Genomic DNA, 15,610 nt, shown 5'->3' on the forward strand with positions numbered 1-15,610 from the left:
TTTGGGGGATGGGTGTTCCGCTCGACTGGGATAAACTGCGCATTTTTCATGCAGCTGCGGAGGCGGGCTCCTTTACCCACGCTGCGGATAAGCTGCACCTTTCCCAGTCGGCGATCAGCCGCCAGGTCAGCGCTCTCGAGCAGGATGTCGGGGTCAAGCTTTTCCACCGGCATGCGCGTGGCCTGATCCTCACCGAACAGGGCGAGCTTCTGTACCGCACGGCACATGACGTGCTGCTGAAGCTTGAAACCGTCAAGGTCCAGCTGACGGAGACGACGGAAAAGCCGTCCGGAAAGCTGCGCGTCACCACCACCGTCGGACTTGGCCAGGGCTGGCTGACGGACAAGGTGCAGGAGTTCCTGCAGCTTTATCCGGAAATGTCGATCCAGCTCATCCTCGACAACGAGGAACTGGACGTCAACATGCGTCACGCCGACTGCGCGATCCGGCTTCGCCAGCCCCAGCAGTCGGACCTCATCCAGCGCAAGCTGTTTACGGTGCACATGCACGTCTATGCCGCGCCATCCTACATCAACCGTTATGGTGAGCCGCAGTCGATCGAGGATCTCGACAACCATCGGATCATCACTTTCGGCGAGCCGGCACCCAACTACCTGCTCGACGTCAACTGGCTGGAATATGCCGGCCGTTCCTCGGACAACATCCGCGTCCCGCATCTGCAGATCAACAGCCAGACGTCGATCAAGCGCGCCTGCCTCCTCGGCATCGGCATCGCCTGCCTGCCCGACTACATCGTCGGCCGCGACCCGGGCCTCATCCAGCTCGCCATCAATGCCGATATCCCCTCCTTCGACACTTATTTCTGCTATCCGGACGAGATGAAGAATGCGGCCAAGTTGAAGGTCTTCCGCGATTTCATCGTCGGCAAGGCACGCAACTGGAATTTCTAGTCGCCAGTTGAGCGGCCACCTGCCGCATATGACGCATTAGCGATAAGCAATGCAGGCGATGCATGGCAGTCCTGCACAAAAAGAGGTTGTCGACTGCGCATAAAGTCACCATATCGCACGCAGCTGATGCACATGGCGGCTTTCCTCCCAGTTCCGCCGCAGCAGCTGTTCCCCTCTGGAGGTTAAATTCGACCTTCATACCTATAAAGGGCCCTGGAGCGATCCGGCGGCCCTCTTTTTTTGCCCGGGATTTTGTGGGTGCGCTTTAGCGGCTTCAGGTGTGCATTCACGGCTTTTGAACCCTTGTCTGCACCAAAGGAACGCCCCATATGCAGGTTAGCTGACGCACCGGACGACCTCCTGTCGTCGCGCCAGCTGTTCCCCTCTGGAGGTTCATTGACCTTCCAACTGTAAGGGCCGCGGAGCGATCCGGCGGCCCATTTTTTTGCTTCACACCTTTAAATCGAGTTTGGACGATCTACATATCGGTCAGAAACGATTTGGCTGACGTCATGGACAGAATGGAAGTACTGAAGGCGCTCGCGCATCCAGTCCGGGTGGAATTCCTGGAGTGGATGAAGGAGCCTGAGCGCCACTTCGCAGACCAGGCGCATCCGCTCTCGATGGGCGTCTGCGCCAACCAGTTCGAGAAGCGCTGCGGTCTCTCGCAGTCCACGGTCTCGGCCCATCTTGCAACGCTCGAAAAGGCAGGCCTGGTCAGGATCAACCGCGTCGGCCAATGGGCGTTCTACCACCGCGATGAAGACAAGATCACCGCCTTCCTCGAAGAACTCCGGTCAACCCTTTGACGAAATCCCCTCCCCAACCGAAGGATGATATTTGATGCCCAATCTTTTTGAGCCCACCAAATTTGGAGATATCGAACTTGCCAACCGTGTCGTGATGGCGCCGCTGACGCGCAACCGCTCGCCGAAGGCAATTCCGAACGATCTCAATGTAACTTATTACGAGCAGCGCGCCAGCGCCGGCCTCCTCATCACCGAAGGCACGCCGGTCACCCAGCAGGGCCAGGGTTACGCTGATGTACCGGGCCTTTACCTGCCGCAGGCGGTTGAAGGCTGGAAGAAGGTCACCGACGCCGTCCACAGCAAGGGCGGCAAGATCGTCACGCAGATCTGGCACGTGGGCCGGGTATCGCACACCTCCCTGCAGCCAAATGGCGCGGCACCGGTTGGCCCTTCGGATCTTCCTGCCAACAGCAAGACCTACATCATCAACGATGACGGAAGCGGCGCCTTTGCCGATACCTCCGCGCCGCGTGCGCTTGAGCTTTCCGAAATTCCGGGCGTTGTTGCAGATTTTGCCAAGGGTGCACGCGCCGCGATCGACGCAGGCTTCGACGGTGTGGAAATCCACGGCGCCAACGGCTACCTCATCGACCAGTTCCTGAAAAGCGGCGCCAACAACCGCACCGACGCATACGGCGGCTCGATCGAAAACCGCGCGCGTTTCCTGCTGGAAGTCGTTGATGCGGTCGCCGCCGAGATCGGCGCCGGCAAGGTCGGCATCCGCCTTTCCCCCGTCACGCCGGCAAACGGCATCAACGAAGAAGACCCGCAGCCGCTCTTCAACTATGTCGTCGAGCAGCTTGGCTCGCGGGGCCTTTCCTTCATCCATGTCATCGAAGGCGCAACAGGCGGCGATCGCAACTTCAAGCAGGGCGAAAAGCCGTTCGACTACCACGAACTGAAGAACATCTACCGCAAGGCCGGCGGCACCGGCGGCTGGCTGGTCAACAACGGCTACGATCGTGAGAGCGCGTCGGAAGCAGTCGGAAGCGGTTATGCCGATGCTGTCGCATTCGGCCGTCTCTTTATCGCCAACCCGGACCTCGTGGAGCGGTTCAAGGACAATGCGCCGCTGAACCAGCCGGACAAGAACACCTTCTACGGTGGCGGCGCCAAAGGCTACACCGACTATCCGGTGCTTGAGGCTGTTGCCTGAGGATACAGAAGGGGCTGCCGTGGCGGCCCCTTCGTTTTTCACGGCATCGGATTTCGCCTCGGCATGAGAACTGGAACAGGCGCGAGCTTGCGACCGCCGCTTTCCAGCGATCCGAGATCCAAGAGGGTCGCCCGCACCGCCTCGTCGATGGAGGTGGACGGCTCCTCGCCGAGGAATGTCACGAGCCGATGGTTGCGCATCCGCACCGGCTGCTTCCAGAGATATCGCATCTCCATCAATTCCCGGAACAACGGGACGAACGGTGACGCAAGCCGCAGCAGCCACCATGGGAAGGCTTTTCTCTTTACCTTCTGTCCAACCACCCGCTCGATAGCATCCGCCATCTGGCTTCCGTCGGAATCCCAGAAGCCATTCATGTGGAAGCGGGCAAAGGTTGGCAGTTCGTCCTGCCGATCAATGAGCCTGAGCATGGTTTCGGCCACGTCCGGCAGATACGCCCATTGGTGCCCGACGCCCCGGCGGTTCGGGATGGTGACCGACCTCACCGGCTTGCCCGGCTTCACGAGCCCCTGGCTGAACCAGCTGTTGGCGGCGCGCGGACCAAAAAAGTCCCCAGCCCGCACGATCAGCACCGGCACGCCCTCACCTGCAGCGAGCTCCAGTTTCCGCTCCAGTTCCACCCTGATTTTGCCCTTGCGGGTCACCGGGTTTTGCGGACTGTTTTCATCCAGTTCCGGGAATGCATCCGGGCCGAAGTTGTAGACCGTACCCGGCAGAAGAATGCGCGCGCCGGTCGCGCGGGCCGCTGCAATGGTGTTGTCCAGCATCGGCAGAACCAGCTTTTCCCAGTCCTTGTAACCTGGCGGGTTTACCGCATGAACAATGAGCGAAACGCCTTCCGCGCCGCGCGCCACGTCCGCGGCAGACATTGCGTCGCCCTGTATCCACTCAAAACGCGGCTCCCGCCTCGCCGCATCCCCGGCCCTCCGGTTGAGGGCGCGAACCTTCCACCCACGGGAGATCAGTCCCGCCGCCACATGTCCGCCGATGCCGCCTGTGGCGCCCAACACCAGGGCGACCTGTCTTCCCGCTTGATAAGCCACTTTGATATCCTTCCATCTTGATTGGATGGATGGATAATGGGGTGACGCCGCGCTATACAAAATTGCCGAAACTCGTTTAGCCTCCATACGAAAATGAACAACATCGACTGGGACATCTACCGCTCATTCCTGGCCGTGCTGAACCTCGGTTCGCTGTCTGCTGCCGCGCGCGAACTGGGCCTAACGCAGCCAACGGTCGGCCGGCATGTCGACGCCCTGGAAAAGGCGGTCGGCTACCAGTTGTTCACACGATCGCAACAGGGGCTGCTGCCGACCGAGCCGGCGCTGGCAATGAAACCCTACGCCGAGACGATGGCCGCAACGGCGGCGGCCATGCAGCGCGTCGCATCCGGTGAAACGGACGCCGTCCATGGCACGGTGCGGATCAGCGCCAGTGAGGTGATCGGGGTTGAAGTGCTTCCGGTCATCCTCGGAAGATTGCAGGATGCTTATCCGGATCTTGAGGTCGAGGTTTCGCTCTCCGACTCGCTTGAAGATCTCCTGAAGCGGGAGGCCGATATCGCGGTGCGGATGACGACACCATCACAGGATGCCCTGCTGGTCCGACGGATTGGCAACATCCCGCTCGGTCTGTTCGCCCACCGGCGTTACCTCGAGCGGCACGGCACGCCGGCAAAACCACAGGACCTGACCGACCACCGGTTCATCGGTTATGACAGGCGCACTGCCTTTGTCCGGCAGGCACTGGAAGAAATCCGGAAAAGCGCACCAACCTTCCCGATCGAAGGCATCCGCTGGAAGCATCGCGCCGACAGCAACTTGGCACAACTCGCGGCAATTCGCGCCGGCGTGGGGATCGGCATCTGTCAGGTGGCGATCGCGCGTCGTGATCCGGACCTCGTCCAGCTTTTCCGCCAGGAATTCGACCTGCCGCTGCCGACCTGGGTCGCGATGCACGAGAACCTGAAGACCGCGCGGCGCTGGCGCGTCACCTTCGATGCGCTTGTGGAAGGCCTGACGGAATACGTCCGCTCGGCCTAGCTCACTCGGCAGCGACGCCTTCTTCTCCGTCTTCCACGTCAGCTTCCGGCCGGTCACCGCCATCGCTGTACTCGGTGTGCCAGATGCCCTTGTCATCCTGCCAGCTGATCTCTTCCGGTTCGCCGCCCACCTGCTGTTCGGCAGCCACGATGCGCGCCGCCTGAAGCGCGTCGGCGCGGGTCGGGAAGGTTTCGGAATAGACGTCGCCAAGGCGATAGGCCCAGCCACCGTCATGCGGGACAACTTTATAGACGACCTTTGTCAATGCTTCCTCCTAAGCCGCTGGAAGCCATCGAGGCTCTTCATGGAGCTCCGTTCACGTAGCGGCGTCAGGACTAGAACGTAAAACAGGCGCCGCCCGCTTCCAGTTCAACGCCCCTGAGTATGCCATCAATGCCAATGCGCCGCAAATGCAGGCGCTGTGGCCGTGCCCGGCTTGATGCGTGAGCCACCTGCCATAGATGCCGCAGGAACGGCGACAGCATCCGCAGTCGGCGCCAGGGTGAAAGGAAGCCACGTGAACATGCTGCGTCTGCTGAAACAGGAACGACTTCTGGTCCTGGCCTTTGCCGTCTGCCTTGTCGCCTACGTGACCGAACACGCGGTGCTCGAAGGTGGCCAGCTTGTTTCTGCAATCGCAGCCGCGGCCCTGGTGGTTGTCATCATCTTGGCCTCGACGCGCGTCGCCTACCATGCGGAGGTGCTCGCCCACAAAGTCGGTGATCCTTACGGCACGATGATCCTGACATTGTCGGCCGTCGCGGTGGAAGTGCTGATCCTGGCGATCATGATGAGCAGCACGTCTTCACCGACGCTTGTGAGGGACACGATCTACTCGGCCGTGATGCTCGACATCAACGGGATCCTTGGCCTTGCCGCGCTCCTCGGCGGTCTCCGGCACGGCGAGCAGGATTACAACGATGATTCCAGCCGCACCTACAGCGTGATGATCCTGACCGCCATGGGCATCTCGATGCTCGTGCCGGAATTCATCCCGGCGGCAAAGTGGCACTATTATTCCGCCTTCACCATCTGCGCCATGATCGCGCTCTACGCCGTCTTCCTGAAGATGCAGGTCGGTCCGCACAGCTACTTCTTCAGCTACACCTATCCCCGGACGCGTCCAGCCGTCGGCGGTGGCCCTCCGCCTGAAAAGGAGGCCGAGCAGGAGCCGGCAGCGGTCTCGATCGGTGTCATCCTCGTCGGCGTGTTGATCATCGGTTTCCTCGCCGAATTCATGTCCGCCTTTCTCAACACGGGGCTCGAAGGCACCGGCGCGCCGCCCGCACTCATGGCCGTCGTGGTGGCGGCAATTTCCGCCGCACCCGAGATCATGACCGCGCTACGGGCTGCGCTTCGCAACCGCATGCAGTCGGTCGTCAACATCGCGCTGGGTGCGTCCCTTTCCACCGTCATCCTGACCGTGCCGATCATGGAGGCGATCGCGCTCTACAGCGGCCAGCCCTTCATCATGGCCATGAGCCCGGTGCAGACGGTGATGGTGGCGATCACCCTGGTCGTGGCGGCGATCAACCTCAATGACGGCCAGACGAACGCGATCGAGGGCATGACGCACTTCGTTCTCTTCGCCACCTTCGTGATGTTGACGATGCTTGGCCTCTGACGCTTTGCGATTCACGATCAAGCACTTACTGCGCGGAACGGAATCAAAAAGAGAAGACGTTGAATCATCACCTGAACTGTGCATGTTACCGCCAGGCTTGAGGTTGCCTTGCGAACACTGCAACCTCCCCCGAATCGCCGAATGGAAAGAATGGAGGAACCAGTGTCCACACCCCCCTACAGAGCCGATCACGTTGGATCGCTGTTGCGCCCTGCTGCGGTCAAGGAAGCACGCAAGAAGTTCTACGAAGAAAAGAGCATCTCGGCGGACGAACTGAAGGCCGTTGAAGACGAAGGCATTCGCGAGCTCGTGAAGCTGCAGGAAAGCGTTGGCCTGAAGGTCGTCACCGACGGCGAAGCGCGCCGCCACTTCTGGCACTACGACTTCCTCGGCCTGCTGGACGGCATGGAATTCGTGACCCGCGAAGCCCACAAGGGCGTTACCTTCCATGGCGTCAAGCTGCCGCCGACCTTCCCGACCATCAACGGCAAGCTCGACTTCCCGGACAACCATCCGCATCTGGAGCACTTCAAGTTCCTGGCAGCGAACACCAACGTCACCCCGAAAATCTCGATCCCCGGCCCGAGCGTTGCGCATTACCGCACCGCCAAGGAGGACATCCACGTTCCGGAATACCAGGACGTCGAGGTGCTGTTTGCCGATCTGGCCAAGACCTACGCCAAGGCTGTCCAGAAGTTCTACGAAGCCGGCTGCCGCTACCTGCAGATGGACGACATTTATTTCGCCTATCTCGGCGACGAAAAGCAGCGCGCGATGAAGCGTGAGGAAGGTTTTGATCCGGACTGGCTGATCCAGAAATATGCCTGGATGATGCACGAAGCGATCAAGGACCGCCCGAAGGACATGCTGATCGGCATGCATATGTGCCGCGGCAACTTCCGCTCCACCTGGGCGGCAGAAGGCGGTTACGATGCAGCTGCAGACGCGATCTTCAACCACACTGGCGTCGACATGTTCTTCATGGAATACGACACCGAACGCGCCGGTGGCCTGCAGCCGCTCAGCCTGCTCCAGAAGGGCTCCAAGCAGCGCGTCTACCCCGGCTTCATCACCACCAAGACCGGTGAACTGGAAAGCCTGGATTCGCTGCGCCGTCATTTTGATGAAGCATCGAAATATGTCGATCTCGACCAGCTCGGCATCGCGCCGCAGTGCGGTTTTGCCTCCACCGAGGAAGGCAACTCGATCACCGAGGACGACCAGAAGCGCAAGCTGGAGCTCGTCGTGAAGACCGCCGAAGCCATCTGGGGTTCGGTCTGATCCATTCCCTGCCGCCGGTTTCGCACCGGCGGCAGTCTCCCTCTCCCATCCTGACTTATTGTTGATCGGCACGTGTGCTGCAGTCGGGACGGATCGCCCTAGATGACGATCATCGCCTGCTCCCCTTCCCCTTTGGGCGAGCACCGGGTCATCCAAGGGAGGATCACGATGAAACGCCTCAACAGACTTTTCACCGGCTCTGCCATCGCCGCTGTACTCTTCGTGACAGCTGTTTTCGCGCAAACGCAGGGCACTGCGCCCGCGGCGGGCGCGCAAACCTCCCAGGCAGGCAAACCCGCCGAAACGAAACAGCCGAACGCGCGCAACCAGAAACCGGCCTTTGCCGGCCAGACGCGTGCGCCGCAGCCGCCGGACATGGTGAAGATCAGCCACGAGGTCGTGGCTGACAACCTGCCGCATCTGTGGTCGATGGAATTCCTACCTGACGGGCGCATGCTGGTGACCGCCAAGGCGGGGGCCATGCATATCATCGGAAAGGACGGCAAGGCCGGTCCGGACATCGAAGGCGTACCGAAGGTTCTGGCACGAGGCCAGGCTGGCCTTCTCGACGTCGCGCTTGCCCCAGATTTCGAAACCAGCGGGATGATCTTCTTTTCCTTCTCGGAGGATCGGGAAGACGGTAACGGCACCTCGGTGGCGTCCGCCAAGCTCGTGCCGGACGAGGCTGGCGGCGGCAAATTGGAGGACGTGAAGGTCATCTTCCGGCAGATGCCGAGTTATGACGGCAACAACCATTTTGGCTCTCGCCTCGTCTTCGGCCCGCAGAACGAGCTTTACGTGACGGTCGGCGAGCGGTCGGACCCTGAGCCGCGTGTCCAGGCGCAGGATCTGGCAAGCGGGCTTGGCAAGGTCTTCCGCGTCGACATGGATGGCAAGGCATTGCCCGACAATCCGTTCGTTGGTCAGGACGACGCGCTGCCGGAGATCTGGTCGCTCGGCCATCGCAACATGCAGGCCGCAACGCTTGATGGCCAGGGACGGCTGTGGACGGTGGAGCACGGCCCTCGCGGCGGTGACGAACTGAACCGCCCCGAGCCGGGCAAGAATTATGGCTGGCCGGAAGTCACCTACGGTCTGGAGTATAGCGGCAAGCCGGTCGGAAAGGGCATCACCCAGAACGCGCATACCGAGCAGCCGGTCTATTACTGGGATCCGGTCATCGCACCATCTGGCATGGCCTATTATGATGCCGACGCCGTTCCCGAATGGAAAGGCGCGTTCCTTGTTGGCGGCCTCGTCAGCCAGGGTGTGGTGGTGATCCACATGGATGGCGAGAAGGTGAAATACGAGGAGCGCGTGCCGCTCGAGGCGCGCATACGGGACGTGAAGGTTGGTCCGGATGGTGCAGTGTATGCCGTTACCGAACAGCGCGGCGGCGGCAAATCGACCATCCTGCGCCTGACGAAGGCGTCGTAGACCTCAAACGCAAAAGCCCGCCGCTCGGCGGGCTTTTGTCTTCTTGATGAAGTGTGTCGGTTACTTGCAGCTGGCGCAGAAGCGCTGGATGCGCTTGCAGGCCTCTTCAAGCAGATCCTCCGAGGTGGCGTAGGAGATGCGGAAGTTCGGGCCAAGGCCGAACGCCGATCCATGCACCACGGCGACGCCTTCGGTTTCGAGCAGTTCGGATACGAAGTCCTCGTCGGTCTCGATCACCTTGCCCGACGGCGCGGTCTTGCCGATCAGGCCTGCGCAGGACGGGTAGACGTAGAAGGCACCTTCCGGCGACGGGCAGACAATGCCCTTTGCCTGGTTCAGCATCGACACGACAAGGTCGCGGCGACCTTCGAAGATCTTCTTGTTTTCCGGAATGAAGTCCTGCGGACCGTTCAGCGCCTCGACGGCAGCCCACTGGGCAATCGAGGTCGCACCAGAGGTCTGCTGGCCCTGGATCATGTCCATGGCCTTGATCAGCGTCAGCGGGCCAGCCGCGTAACCGATACGCCAGCCGGTCATCGCGTAAGCCTTGGAGACGCCGTTCATGGTGAGCGTGCGGTCGTAGAGCTTCGGTTCGACTTCGACCGGTGTCACGAACTTGAAGTCACCATAGGTCAGGTGCTCGTACATGTCGTCGGTCAGCACCCAGACATGTTCGTGCTTCAGGAGCACGTCGGTCAGCGCCTTCAATTCGGCATGGCTGTAGGCAGCACCCGAGGGGTTGGACGGCGAGTTGAAGATGAACCACTTGGTCTTCGGCGTGATCGCCTTTTCAAGATCGGCAGCCTGGAGCTTGAAGTTGTTTTCCTGCGTTGCCGACACGAAAACCGGGGTACCGCCGCAAAGCGAAACCATCTCCGGGTAGGACACCCAGTACGGTGCTGGAATGACGACTTCATCGCCCGGGTTCAGCGTCGCCATGAAGGCGTTGAACAGGATCTGCTTGCCGCCGGTGCCAACGATCGTCTGCTCCGGCTTGTAGTCCAGGCCGTTCTCGCGCTTAAACTTGTCGGCGATCGCCTTGCGCAATTCAGGAATGCCGGCAACCGGCGTGTATTTCGTTTCACCACGATTGATGGCGTCGATGGCAGCCTTCTTGATGTTTTCGGGAGTATCGAAATCCGGCTCGCCAGCGCCAAGACCGATCACATCGCGTCCCTTTGCTTTAAGCTCACGGGCTTTTTGAGAAACTGCGATGGTGGCGGATGGCTTTACGCGGGAAAGAGCATCGGCAAGAAAGGCCATAATCTTCGTCCTGAAGAGCTGTTGAACAAGGCTACATCGCGGGCGCGACACTGCCGGTAAGCTCTATGTCTAAACTGGCCATGGGATTCAAGCACAAAGCTTGAATGGCTGCCATCAATCGGCCTGATGTGATGAGCAGCGAGCGCTGGAGACGGTTGCCTTCAGGCCCCCCGTGTATCCTGGGAGTGGGGCAGGAAGCATCCTGGCCGGACGCTTTCGCGGATCGGCGTCCGGATCATCATGGTCTTAACAGAGCGTTACCAGACACGCCTGCTGCGCCGGCAAGGCGCAACCAGAAGGGCAGATTGCGCTTCTCCTGCCCTTGAAAGCATTAGATTTTCCGAGCCTAATTGGCATCAGAAAACTTTTTCTTGCCAATTTTTAATAAACACAGCACTCTGTGCAAGTTCGGGCAATTTACGAGCATGGGAAGACCTATAATGACGCGCTCCGAAGGCGCCAAGACTTCGGGCGGGAAACCGGGGGGCGGAGATTTCCAAGCAGTCCTACGGGTGACCGCGGTAAAGACAGGGACCCTTTCTTAAAGCTGCCTGCCGCCGCCCCTAGGGGCACACTGTGATGCTGTCCGCCGCTGAACACGGACAGAGAGAAAAGGACCTGCTGCATGGCCGAAACTGGCACTGTAAAATTCTTCAATACCGACAAGGGCTTTGGCTTCATCAAGCCTGATAACGGTGGCGCCGATATCTTCGTTCACATCTCTGCCGTACAGGCTTCCGGTCTGTCCGGTCTGTCTGAAAACCAGAAAGTGAGCTTCGACACGGAACCGGATCGTCGTGGCAAAGGCCCCAAGGCCGTAAACCTGCAGATCGCTGGTTAAGCCCACCAAGGCTTTCTATTCGAGTTGAAGCCCGGCAGCGATGCCGGGTTTTTTCGCTCAGGTGGTAAGTTCAAAGCCCGCGAAGGAACGGGTTCTCACGGCGCTCATCGCCGATCCGGCTCCCTGGCCCGTGGCCACAGATGAAGCCGACGTCGTCGCCGAGTGGCAGGACCTTGTCGCGGATCGACGCCAACAATGTCTGGTGATCGCCGCCCGGAAGATCCGTTCGGCCAATCGAGCCATTGAACAGCACGTCGCCAAGGTGGGCGAAGTTCTGCGCGCGGTTAAAGAATATGACATGCCCGGGTGCATGGCCGGGGCAATGGAAGACTTCGAACTCGTGCTCGCCAAAGGAGACCTTGTCTCCCTCGTTCAGCCACCGATCCGGCACGAGGTTCCGAACGCTCATGCTGACGCCGAACTTCTCGGCCTGCATTTCGAGCCGCTCCAGCAAAGGCAGGTCTGCTTCGTGCGGGCCGACAACGCTGAGACCTAGCACCTCCCGCAGTTCGTCTGCTCCTCCCGCGTGATCGATATGACCATGGGTCAGCCATATCTCCTTCAGGGTAATCCCGTTCTGCCGCACCGTTTCCACGATCGTAGGCACATCTCCGCCTGGATCAATGACAACACCTTCCTCGGTCTCGTCATCGAACAGGATCGTGCAGTTCTGTTGGAATGGCGTTACGGGAATGATTCCGGCTTGGAGCTTGCCCATGATACCTCGGTTAACTGAAGGACTGTCCGAGGGTATAACGCTAAACAGCGGGCGTTACAGCCGAAATAATCAGTCGACGATGGCAGCGGTCATGTAGCTTGCTTCGGCATTCACCGGCGGCGCCAGCGAGACGGTCGCGAGCAGGAATGCGGCAACTGCGATCTTTACGGTGAACACGGTAATCAGGACACCCTTCAAAGGATGAGCCGCGTTCGCCTTTTCAGCACCGATCGGGGGCATGGCAGCGAAGGTCGGGCCGTTCATCGTTGAGGTGGTCATTGTCATTCTCCAGTGTCGTTCGGCTGATTTAATGGCCGGACGGGCCAAAGGTTCCGCAATCCATCTTGTTCTTTGGTAGCGGCTTCTGCTTCCGGTTCTTGTGCGATTCCAAAATGATGTTGATTGTTCTTGTCGTTCGGGTTTTATGGCGGACGACGGGTTCGGCATGCGAGAGCCCGGCACAATGAACCTCGGCTCTTGGTCGGGGCGGACAGTCGAAAGGGAATGCGAGTGGCGCGCGCAACGGCGGTCAAACCCGTCAAGAAGGTCCTGCCGCCAATGCCGGTGGTTGACGAGGCACGCATCGACTTCGAGACGATCGAGCTTCTGTTTTTCGCCTACCGGGATTTCGTTTCCGATCCGGATGCGATCCTGTCGAGGATCGGCATGGGCCGCGCCCATCACCGCGTCGTGTATTTCGTCTGCCGCCAGCCGGGTATGATGGTGACAGATCTTCTGGATATACTGCAGATCACCAAGCAGAGCCTTGCACGCGTGCTGAAGCAGTTGATCGAGCTGGGCTACATCCGGCAGATGGCTGGTGCCAAGGATCGACGGCAACGCCGGCTCTATCCCACGCTTGCAGGCCGCGAACTGGCACTTGCCCTTTCGGAACCGCAATCGCGGCGTATAGCCAATGCGATGGAATCGATGACCCCGGAAGGCGTTGCTGCGGTCAAGGAATTCCTGAGACGCATGCGCGGACGCGACGAGGCTCTGGGACCCATCGACGCTGATATGGATTGATAAGTTGGAGTCGGGATCATGACGAAAGCACCACCCTCCGATGACGCCCCCCATCTTCTGATCGTCGACGACGACACCCGCATTCGCGACCTGTTGAACCGCTACCTGATGGAACAGGGTTTTCGTGTGACGGTCGCCGGTGACGCGGCGGAAGCACGACGAAAGCTTGCGGGCCTCAACTTCGACCTCCTGATCCTCGACGTGATGATGCCTGGTGAATCCGGCCTGTCGCTCACCCAGTCCCTGTACCAGGACAAGACGGTGCCGGTCATCCTGCTCACCGCCCGCGCCGAGGCCGACTCGCGCATAGCAGGCCTGGAAGCCGGTGCCGATGACTACCTGTCGAAACCCTTCGACCCGCGAGAACTGGTGCTGCGCATCAACAACATCCTGCGTCGCAGCGCGTCCGCCGATGCGCCGAAGATCGAGCAGGTCATGTTCGGTCCCTTCACCTTCTCCATTCCGCGCAAGGAGCTGCGCAAGGCAGCCGAGACGATCCGGCTCACCGACCGCGAGCAGGAGATCATGCTGCTCTTTGCGCTGCGTGCCGGCGACACGATCCCGCGCCACGAGCTGATTGGTGACGATGCAGAAGTCGGAGAGCGCACCATCGACGTGCAGATCAATCGTCTGCGCCGCAAGATCGAGGAGGATCCGGCCAACCCGCTCTACCTCCAGACGGTACGCGGCATCGGTTATCGCCTGAGCATAGATTGATCGGGCTCAGCATGAGAGAGCGACTTCCAGGATGGCACTGTTCGACGGACTGAAGCGAGACATGGAGCGCCTGACGCTTCCCGGCTGGCGCCCGTTCATCCGCTGGCTCCGTCACTATCTGCCGACCGGTCTCTACACCCGATCGCTGCTCATCGTCATCCTTCCGATGCTGTTGTTGCAGGCGGTCGTCGCCGCCGTTTTCATGGAGCGGCACTGGCGTATTGTTACCGAGCGCCTGTCTGAAGGCACGGTCCGCGATATCGCGGCGATCATCGACATCATCCGCGACTACCCGCAGGATGCCAACTACAGCGCCATCCGGCGCATCGCCAACCAGTCGCTGAACCTGTCGCTCATGGTGGAGCCACAGGGCGAGCTGCCGCAGCCGCGACCCCGCCCCTATTTCTCCATCCTGGATGACATCCTCGCTGAACAGATCAGGCGCCAGATCAAGCTGCCGTTCTGGATCGACACGGTTGGTGACATTCGCCTGGTCGAGATCCGCATCAAGCTTGACGAGCGGGTGCTGCGCGTCTTTGTCCGGCGCGGCTCCACCTATGCGTCGAACACGCATATCTTCCTTGTTTGGATGGTGGGCGCGGCTTGCGTCCTTGCTGCCATCTCCGTTCTTTTCCTGCGCGGCCAGATCCGCCCGATCCTTTCCCTGGCGCGTGCCGCCGAAAGCTTCGGCAAGGGCCAGAAGACGGAAGGTTTCTCGCCGCGTGGCGCCGTCGAAATCCGGCGCGCCGGCCTTGCCTTCATCCTCATGCGCGAACGCATAGAGCGGCAGATGGAGCAGCGCACGGCGATGCTTGCCGGCATCAGCCATGACCTGAGGACCGTGCTCACGCGCCTCAAGCTGCAACTTGCCCTCGCCGGCGACAAGCCGGAGCTTTCCGGCATGGCGCAGGATGTCGACGACATGCAGTCGATGCTGGAAGGTTACCTTGCCTTCGCCAAGGGCGAGTCGGAAGAGGATGTCGGCCAACTGCGCCTCAGCGAGCTTCTCGCCAAGCTGCAGTCGGATTTCGCAATCCACGGCAAGGTCATGACCTATGAGATCGAAGGCGAGGACGAGATCGCCGTGAGGCCGAACGCCTTTACCCGCCTAGTCTCCAACCTCGTCACGAATGCCGAACGTTATGCCCAGACCTTGCACATTGATGCCAAGCACAGCGCACGCTGGCTGACCCTGACGCTGGACGATGACGGCCCGGGCATCCCGCCTGAATCGCGCGAGGACGTATTCAAGCCATTCCACCGGCTGGACGAGGCACGCAACCTCAACGCATCCGGAACGGGGTTGGGCTTGTCCATCGCACGCGATATTGCGGCGGCACATGGGGGCAATGTGACGCTTGCCACGAGCCCCAAGGGCGGGCTGCGGGCAGTGATCCGCATCCCGGCCTGATCGGCGGCTACATCAGCTTCTTGCCGTTCGGCACCGGCCGTTCGACGGCCGCAAGCACGATCGCGCCCTGCTCATCCTCGAAGCCGAGCGTCAGCACTTCGGAGCGCACGGGGCCGATCTGTCGGGGCGGAAAATTCACCACCGCCAGTACCTGCCGGCCAACAAGCGTCTCCGGCGTATAATGCACGGTGATCTGCGCCGATGACTTCTTGATGCCGATCTCGGCGCCGAAGTCGATCTTCAGCTTGTAGGCAGGCTTGCGCGCTTCCGGAAAGGGTTCGGCCTCGATGATCGTCCCGACACGGATGTCGACCTTCTCGAAGTCGGCATAGGTAATCTCTTCAGACATG

General features: G+C 60.6%; 17 protein-coding genes. 11 read left to right on the forward strand and 6 right to left on the reverse strand.

All coding sequences use genetic code 11. From position 1 onward, the window contains the following. The first annotated feature begins 8 nt into the window (after window positions 1–8). The 3 genes from CYG48_RS09145 (at window position 9) to CYG48_RS09155 (ending at window position 2,876) form a co-directional block, all read left to right on the forward strand. The gene (locus tag CYG48_RS09145) at window positions 9–911 is read left to right on the forward strand and encodes a LysR family transcriptional regulator VtlR (RefSeq protein ID WP_118850101.1); all 903 of its coding nucleotides are present in this window, start codon (window positions 9–11) and stop codon (window positions 909–911) included. A gap of 512 nt (window positions 912–1,423) precedes the next feature. Next, the gene (locus CYG48_RS09150) at window positions 1,424–1,720 is read left to right on the forward strand and encodes an ArsR/SmtB family transcription factor (protein WP_118851570.1); all 297 of its coding nucleotides are present in this window, start codon (window positions 1,424–1,426) and stop codon (window positions 1,718–1,720) included. Window positions 1,721–1,754: 34 nt separating this feature from the next. Further along, the gene (locus CYG48_RS09155) at window positions 1,755–2,876 is read left to right on the forward strand and encodes an alkene reductase (RefSeq protein WP_118850102.1); all 1,122 of its coding nucleotides are present in this window, start codon (window positions 1,755–1,757) and stop codon (window positions 2,874–2,876) included. 38 nt (window positions 2,877–2,914) lie between these two features. On the opposite strand, the gene CYG48_RS09160 is transcribed toward CYG48_RS09155, so the two are convergent. Next, window positions 2,915–3,940, reverse strand: coding sequence for an NAD-dependent epimerase/dehydratase family protein (locus CYG48_RS09160; protein WP_245450320.1), 1,026 nt, complete (start codon window positions 3,938–3,940; stop codon window positions 2,915–2,917). Between the two features lie 93 nt (window positions 3,941–4,033). Here CYG48_RS09160 and CYG48_RS09165 point away from each other — a divergent pair, with 93 nt between their 5' ends. Further along, window positions 4,034–4,942: a LysR family transcriptional regulator gene (locus CYG48_RS09165; RefSeq protein WP_118850104.1), complete on the forward strand. Its 909-nt coding sequence runs from the start codon at window positions 4,034–4,036 to the stop codon at window positions 4,940–4,942. Window position 4,943: 1 nt separating this feature from the next. On the opposite strand, the gene CYG48_RS09170 is transcribed toward CYG48_RS09165, so the two are convergent. Beyond that, window positions 4,944–5,207 carry a DUF2188 domain-containing protein gene (locus CYG48_RS09170; protein WP_118850105.1) on the reverse strand — a complete coding sequence of 88 codons (264 nt, stop codon included), beginning with the start codon at window positions 5,205–5,207 and terminating at the stop codon, window positions 4,944–4,946. 258 nt (window positions 5,208–5,465) lie between these two features. Here CYG48_RS09170 and CYG48_RS09175 point away from each other — a divergent pair, with 258 nt between their 5' ends. The 3 genes from CYG48_RS09175 (at window position 5,466) to CYG48_RS09185 (ending at window position 9,284) form a co-directional block, all read left to right on the forward strand. Beyond that, window positions 5,466–6,566, forward strand: coding sequence for a calcium:proton antiporter (locus tag CYG48_RS09175; RefSeq protein WP_118850106.1), 1,101 nt, complete (start codon window positions 5,466–5,468; stop codon window positions 6,564–6,566). A gap of 162 nt (window positions 6,567–6,728) precedes the next feature. Next, window positions 6,729–7,847, forward strand: coding sequence for a 5-methyltetrahydropteroyltriglutamate--homocysteine S-methyltransferase (locus CYG48_RS09180; RefSeq protein ID WP_445304300.1), 1,119 nt, complete (start codon window positions 6,729–6,731; stop codon window positions 7,845–7,847). 168 nt (window positions 7,848–8,015) lie between these two features. Beyond that, a complete protein-coding gene (locus CYG48_RS09185; protein WP_118850108.1) occupies window positions 8,016–9,284 on the forward strand; it encodes a PQQ-dependent sugar dehydrogenase in 1,269 nt (422 codons plus the stop codon). Window positions 9,285–9,344: 60 nt separating this feature from the next. Here the strand turns inward: CYG48_RS09185 and CYG48_RS09190 are convergent, their stop codons facing one another. Then, window positions 9,345–10,547, reverse strand: coding sequence for a pyridoxal phosphate-dependent aminotransferase (locus tag CYG48_RS09190; protein ID WP_118850109.1), 1,203 nt, complete (start codon window positions 10,545–10,547; stop codon window positions 9,345–9,347). A gap of 625 nt (window positions 10,548–11,172) precedes the next feature. Between CYG48_RS09190 and CYG48_RS09195 the strand changes: the two genes are divergently transcribed. Further along, the gene (locus CYG48_RS09195) at window positions 11,173–11,388 is read left to right on the forward strand and encodes a cold-shock protein (protein ID WP_003494703.1); all 216 of its coding nucleotides are present in this window, start codon (window positions 11,173–11,175) and stop codon (window positions 11,386–11,388) included. A 70-nt stretch (window positions 11,389–11,458) separates the two neighbouring features. On the opposite strand, the gene CYG48_RS09200 is transcribed toward CYG48_RS09195, so the two are convergent. Beyond that, entirely contained in the window at window positions 11,459–12,106 is a 648-nt protein-coding gene (locus CYG48_RS09200; protein ID WP_118850110.1) for an MBL fold metallo-hydrolase, read from the reverse strand. 69 nt (window positions 12,107–12,175) lie between these two features. Beyond that, on the reverse strand, window positions 12,176–12,385 hold the full coding sequence (locus tag CYG48_RS09205; protein WP_118850111.1) for a hypothetical protein: 210 nt from the start codon (window positions 12,383–12,385) through the stop codon (window positions 12,176–12,178). A gap of 225 nt (window positions 12,386–12,610) precedes the next feature. Between CYG48_RS09205 and CYG48_RS09210 the strand changes: the two genes are divergently transcribed. Genes CYG48_RS09210 through CYG48_RS09220 form a run of 3 tightly spaced genes read left to right on the forward strand, consistent with a single transcriptional unit; the run spans window position 12,611 to window position 15,260 of the window. After that, window positions 12,611–13,132, forward strand: a complete 522-nt coding sequence (locus CYG48_RS09210; RefSeq protein WP_118850112.1) for a MarR family winged helix-turn-helix transcriptional regulator — start codon at window positions 12,611–12,613, stop codon at window positions 13,130–13,132. A gap of 18 nt (window positions 13,133–13,150) precedes the next feature. Continuing rightward, window positions 13,151–13,849 (forward strand): response regulator, encoded by a 699-nt coding sequence (locus tag CYG48_RS09215; RefSeq protein ID WP_118850113.1) that lies wholly within the window; start codon window positions 13,151–13,153, stop codon window positions 13,847–13,849. 31 nt (window positions 13,850–13,880) lie between these two features. Then, on the forward strand, window positions 13,881–15,260 hold the full coding sequence (locus tag CYG48_RS09220) for an ATP-binding protein (protein WP_118850114.1): 1,380 nt from the start codon (window positions 13,881–13,883) through the stop codon (window positions 15,258–15,260). Between the two features lie 7 nt (window positions 15,261–15,267). On the opposite strand, the gene CYG48_RS09225 is transcribed toward CYG48_RS09220, so the two are convergent. Further along, window positions 15,268–15,609 (reverse strand): tRNA-binding protein, encoded by a 342-nt coding sequence (locus CYG48_RS09225; RefSeq protein WP_118850115.1) that lies wholly within the window; start codon window positions 15,607–15,609, stop codon window positions 15,268–15,270. Window position 15,610: the final 1 nt, after the last annotated feature.

Source organism: Neorhizobium sp. SOG26, assembly GCF_003491345.1.
Classification (GTDB): Bacteria; Pseudomonadota; Alphaproteobacteria; order Rhizobiales; family Rhizobiaceae; genus Neorhizobium; species Neorhizobium turbinariae.

Excerpts from the sequence above, each read along its gene's own strand:
- CYG48_RS09145 (WP_118850101.1), top strand. The coding sequence starts at position 9 with ATGGGTGTTCCGCTCGACTGGGATAAACTGCGCATTTTTCATGCAGCT.
- CYG48_RS09150 (WP_118851570.1), top strand. The coding sequence starts at position 1,424 with ATGGACAGAATGGAAGTACTGAAGGCGCTCGCGCATCCAGTCCGGGTG.
- CYG48_RS09155 (WP_118850102.1), top strand. The coding sequence starts at position 1,755 with ATGCCCAATCTTTTTGAGCCCACCAAATTTGGAGATATCGAACTTGCC.
- CYG48_RS09165 (WP_118850104.1), top strand. The coding sequence starts at position 4,034 with ATGAACAACATCGACTGGGACATCTACCGCTCATTCCTGGCCGTGCTG.
- CYG48_RS09175 (WP_118850106.1), top strand. The coding sequence starts at position 5,466 with ATGCTGCGTCTGCTGAAACAGGAACGACTTCTGGTCCTGGCCTTTGCC.
- CYG48_RS09185 (WP_118850108.1), top strand. The coding sequence starts at position 8,016 with ATGAAACGCCTCAACAGACTTTTCACCGGCTCTGCCATCGCCGCTGTA.
- CYG48_RS09190 (WP_118850109.1), bottom strand. The coding sequence starts at position 10,547 with ATGGCCTTTCTTGCCGATGCTCTTTCCCGCGTAAAGCCATCCGCCACC.
- CYG48_RS09195 (WP_003494703.1), top strand. The coding sequence starts at position 11,173 with ATGGCCGAAACTGGCACTGTAAAATTCTTCAATACCGACAAGGGCTTT.
- CYG48_RS09200 (WP_118850110.1), bottom strand. The coding sequence starts at position 12,106 with ATGGGCAAGCTCCAAGCCGGAATCATTCCCGTAACGCCATTCCAACAG.
- CYG48_RS09205 (WP_118850111.1), bottom strand. The coding sequence starts at position 12,385 with ATGACCACCTCAACGATGAACGGCCCGACCTTCGCTGCCATGCCCCCG.
- CYG48_RS09210 (WP_118850112.1), top strand. The coding sequence starts at position 12,611 with ATGCGAGTGGCGCGCGCAACGGCGGTCAAACCCGTCAAGAAGGTCCTG.
- CYG48_RS09215 (WP_118850113.1), top strand. The coding sequence starts at position 13,151 with ATGACGAAAGCACCACCCTCCGATGACGCCCCCCATCTTCTGATCGTC.
- CYG48_RS09220 (WP_118850114.1), top strand. The coding sequence starts at position 13,881 with ATGGCACTGTTCGACGGACTGAAGCGAGACATGGAGCGCCTGACGCTT.
- CYG48_RS09225 (WP_118850115.1), bottom strand. The coding sequence starts at position 15,609 with ATGTCTGAAGAGATTACCTATGCCGACTTCGAGAAGGTCGACATCCGT.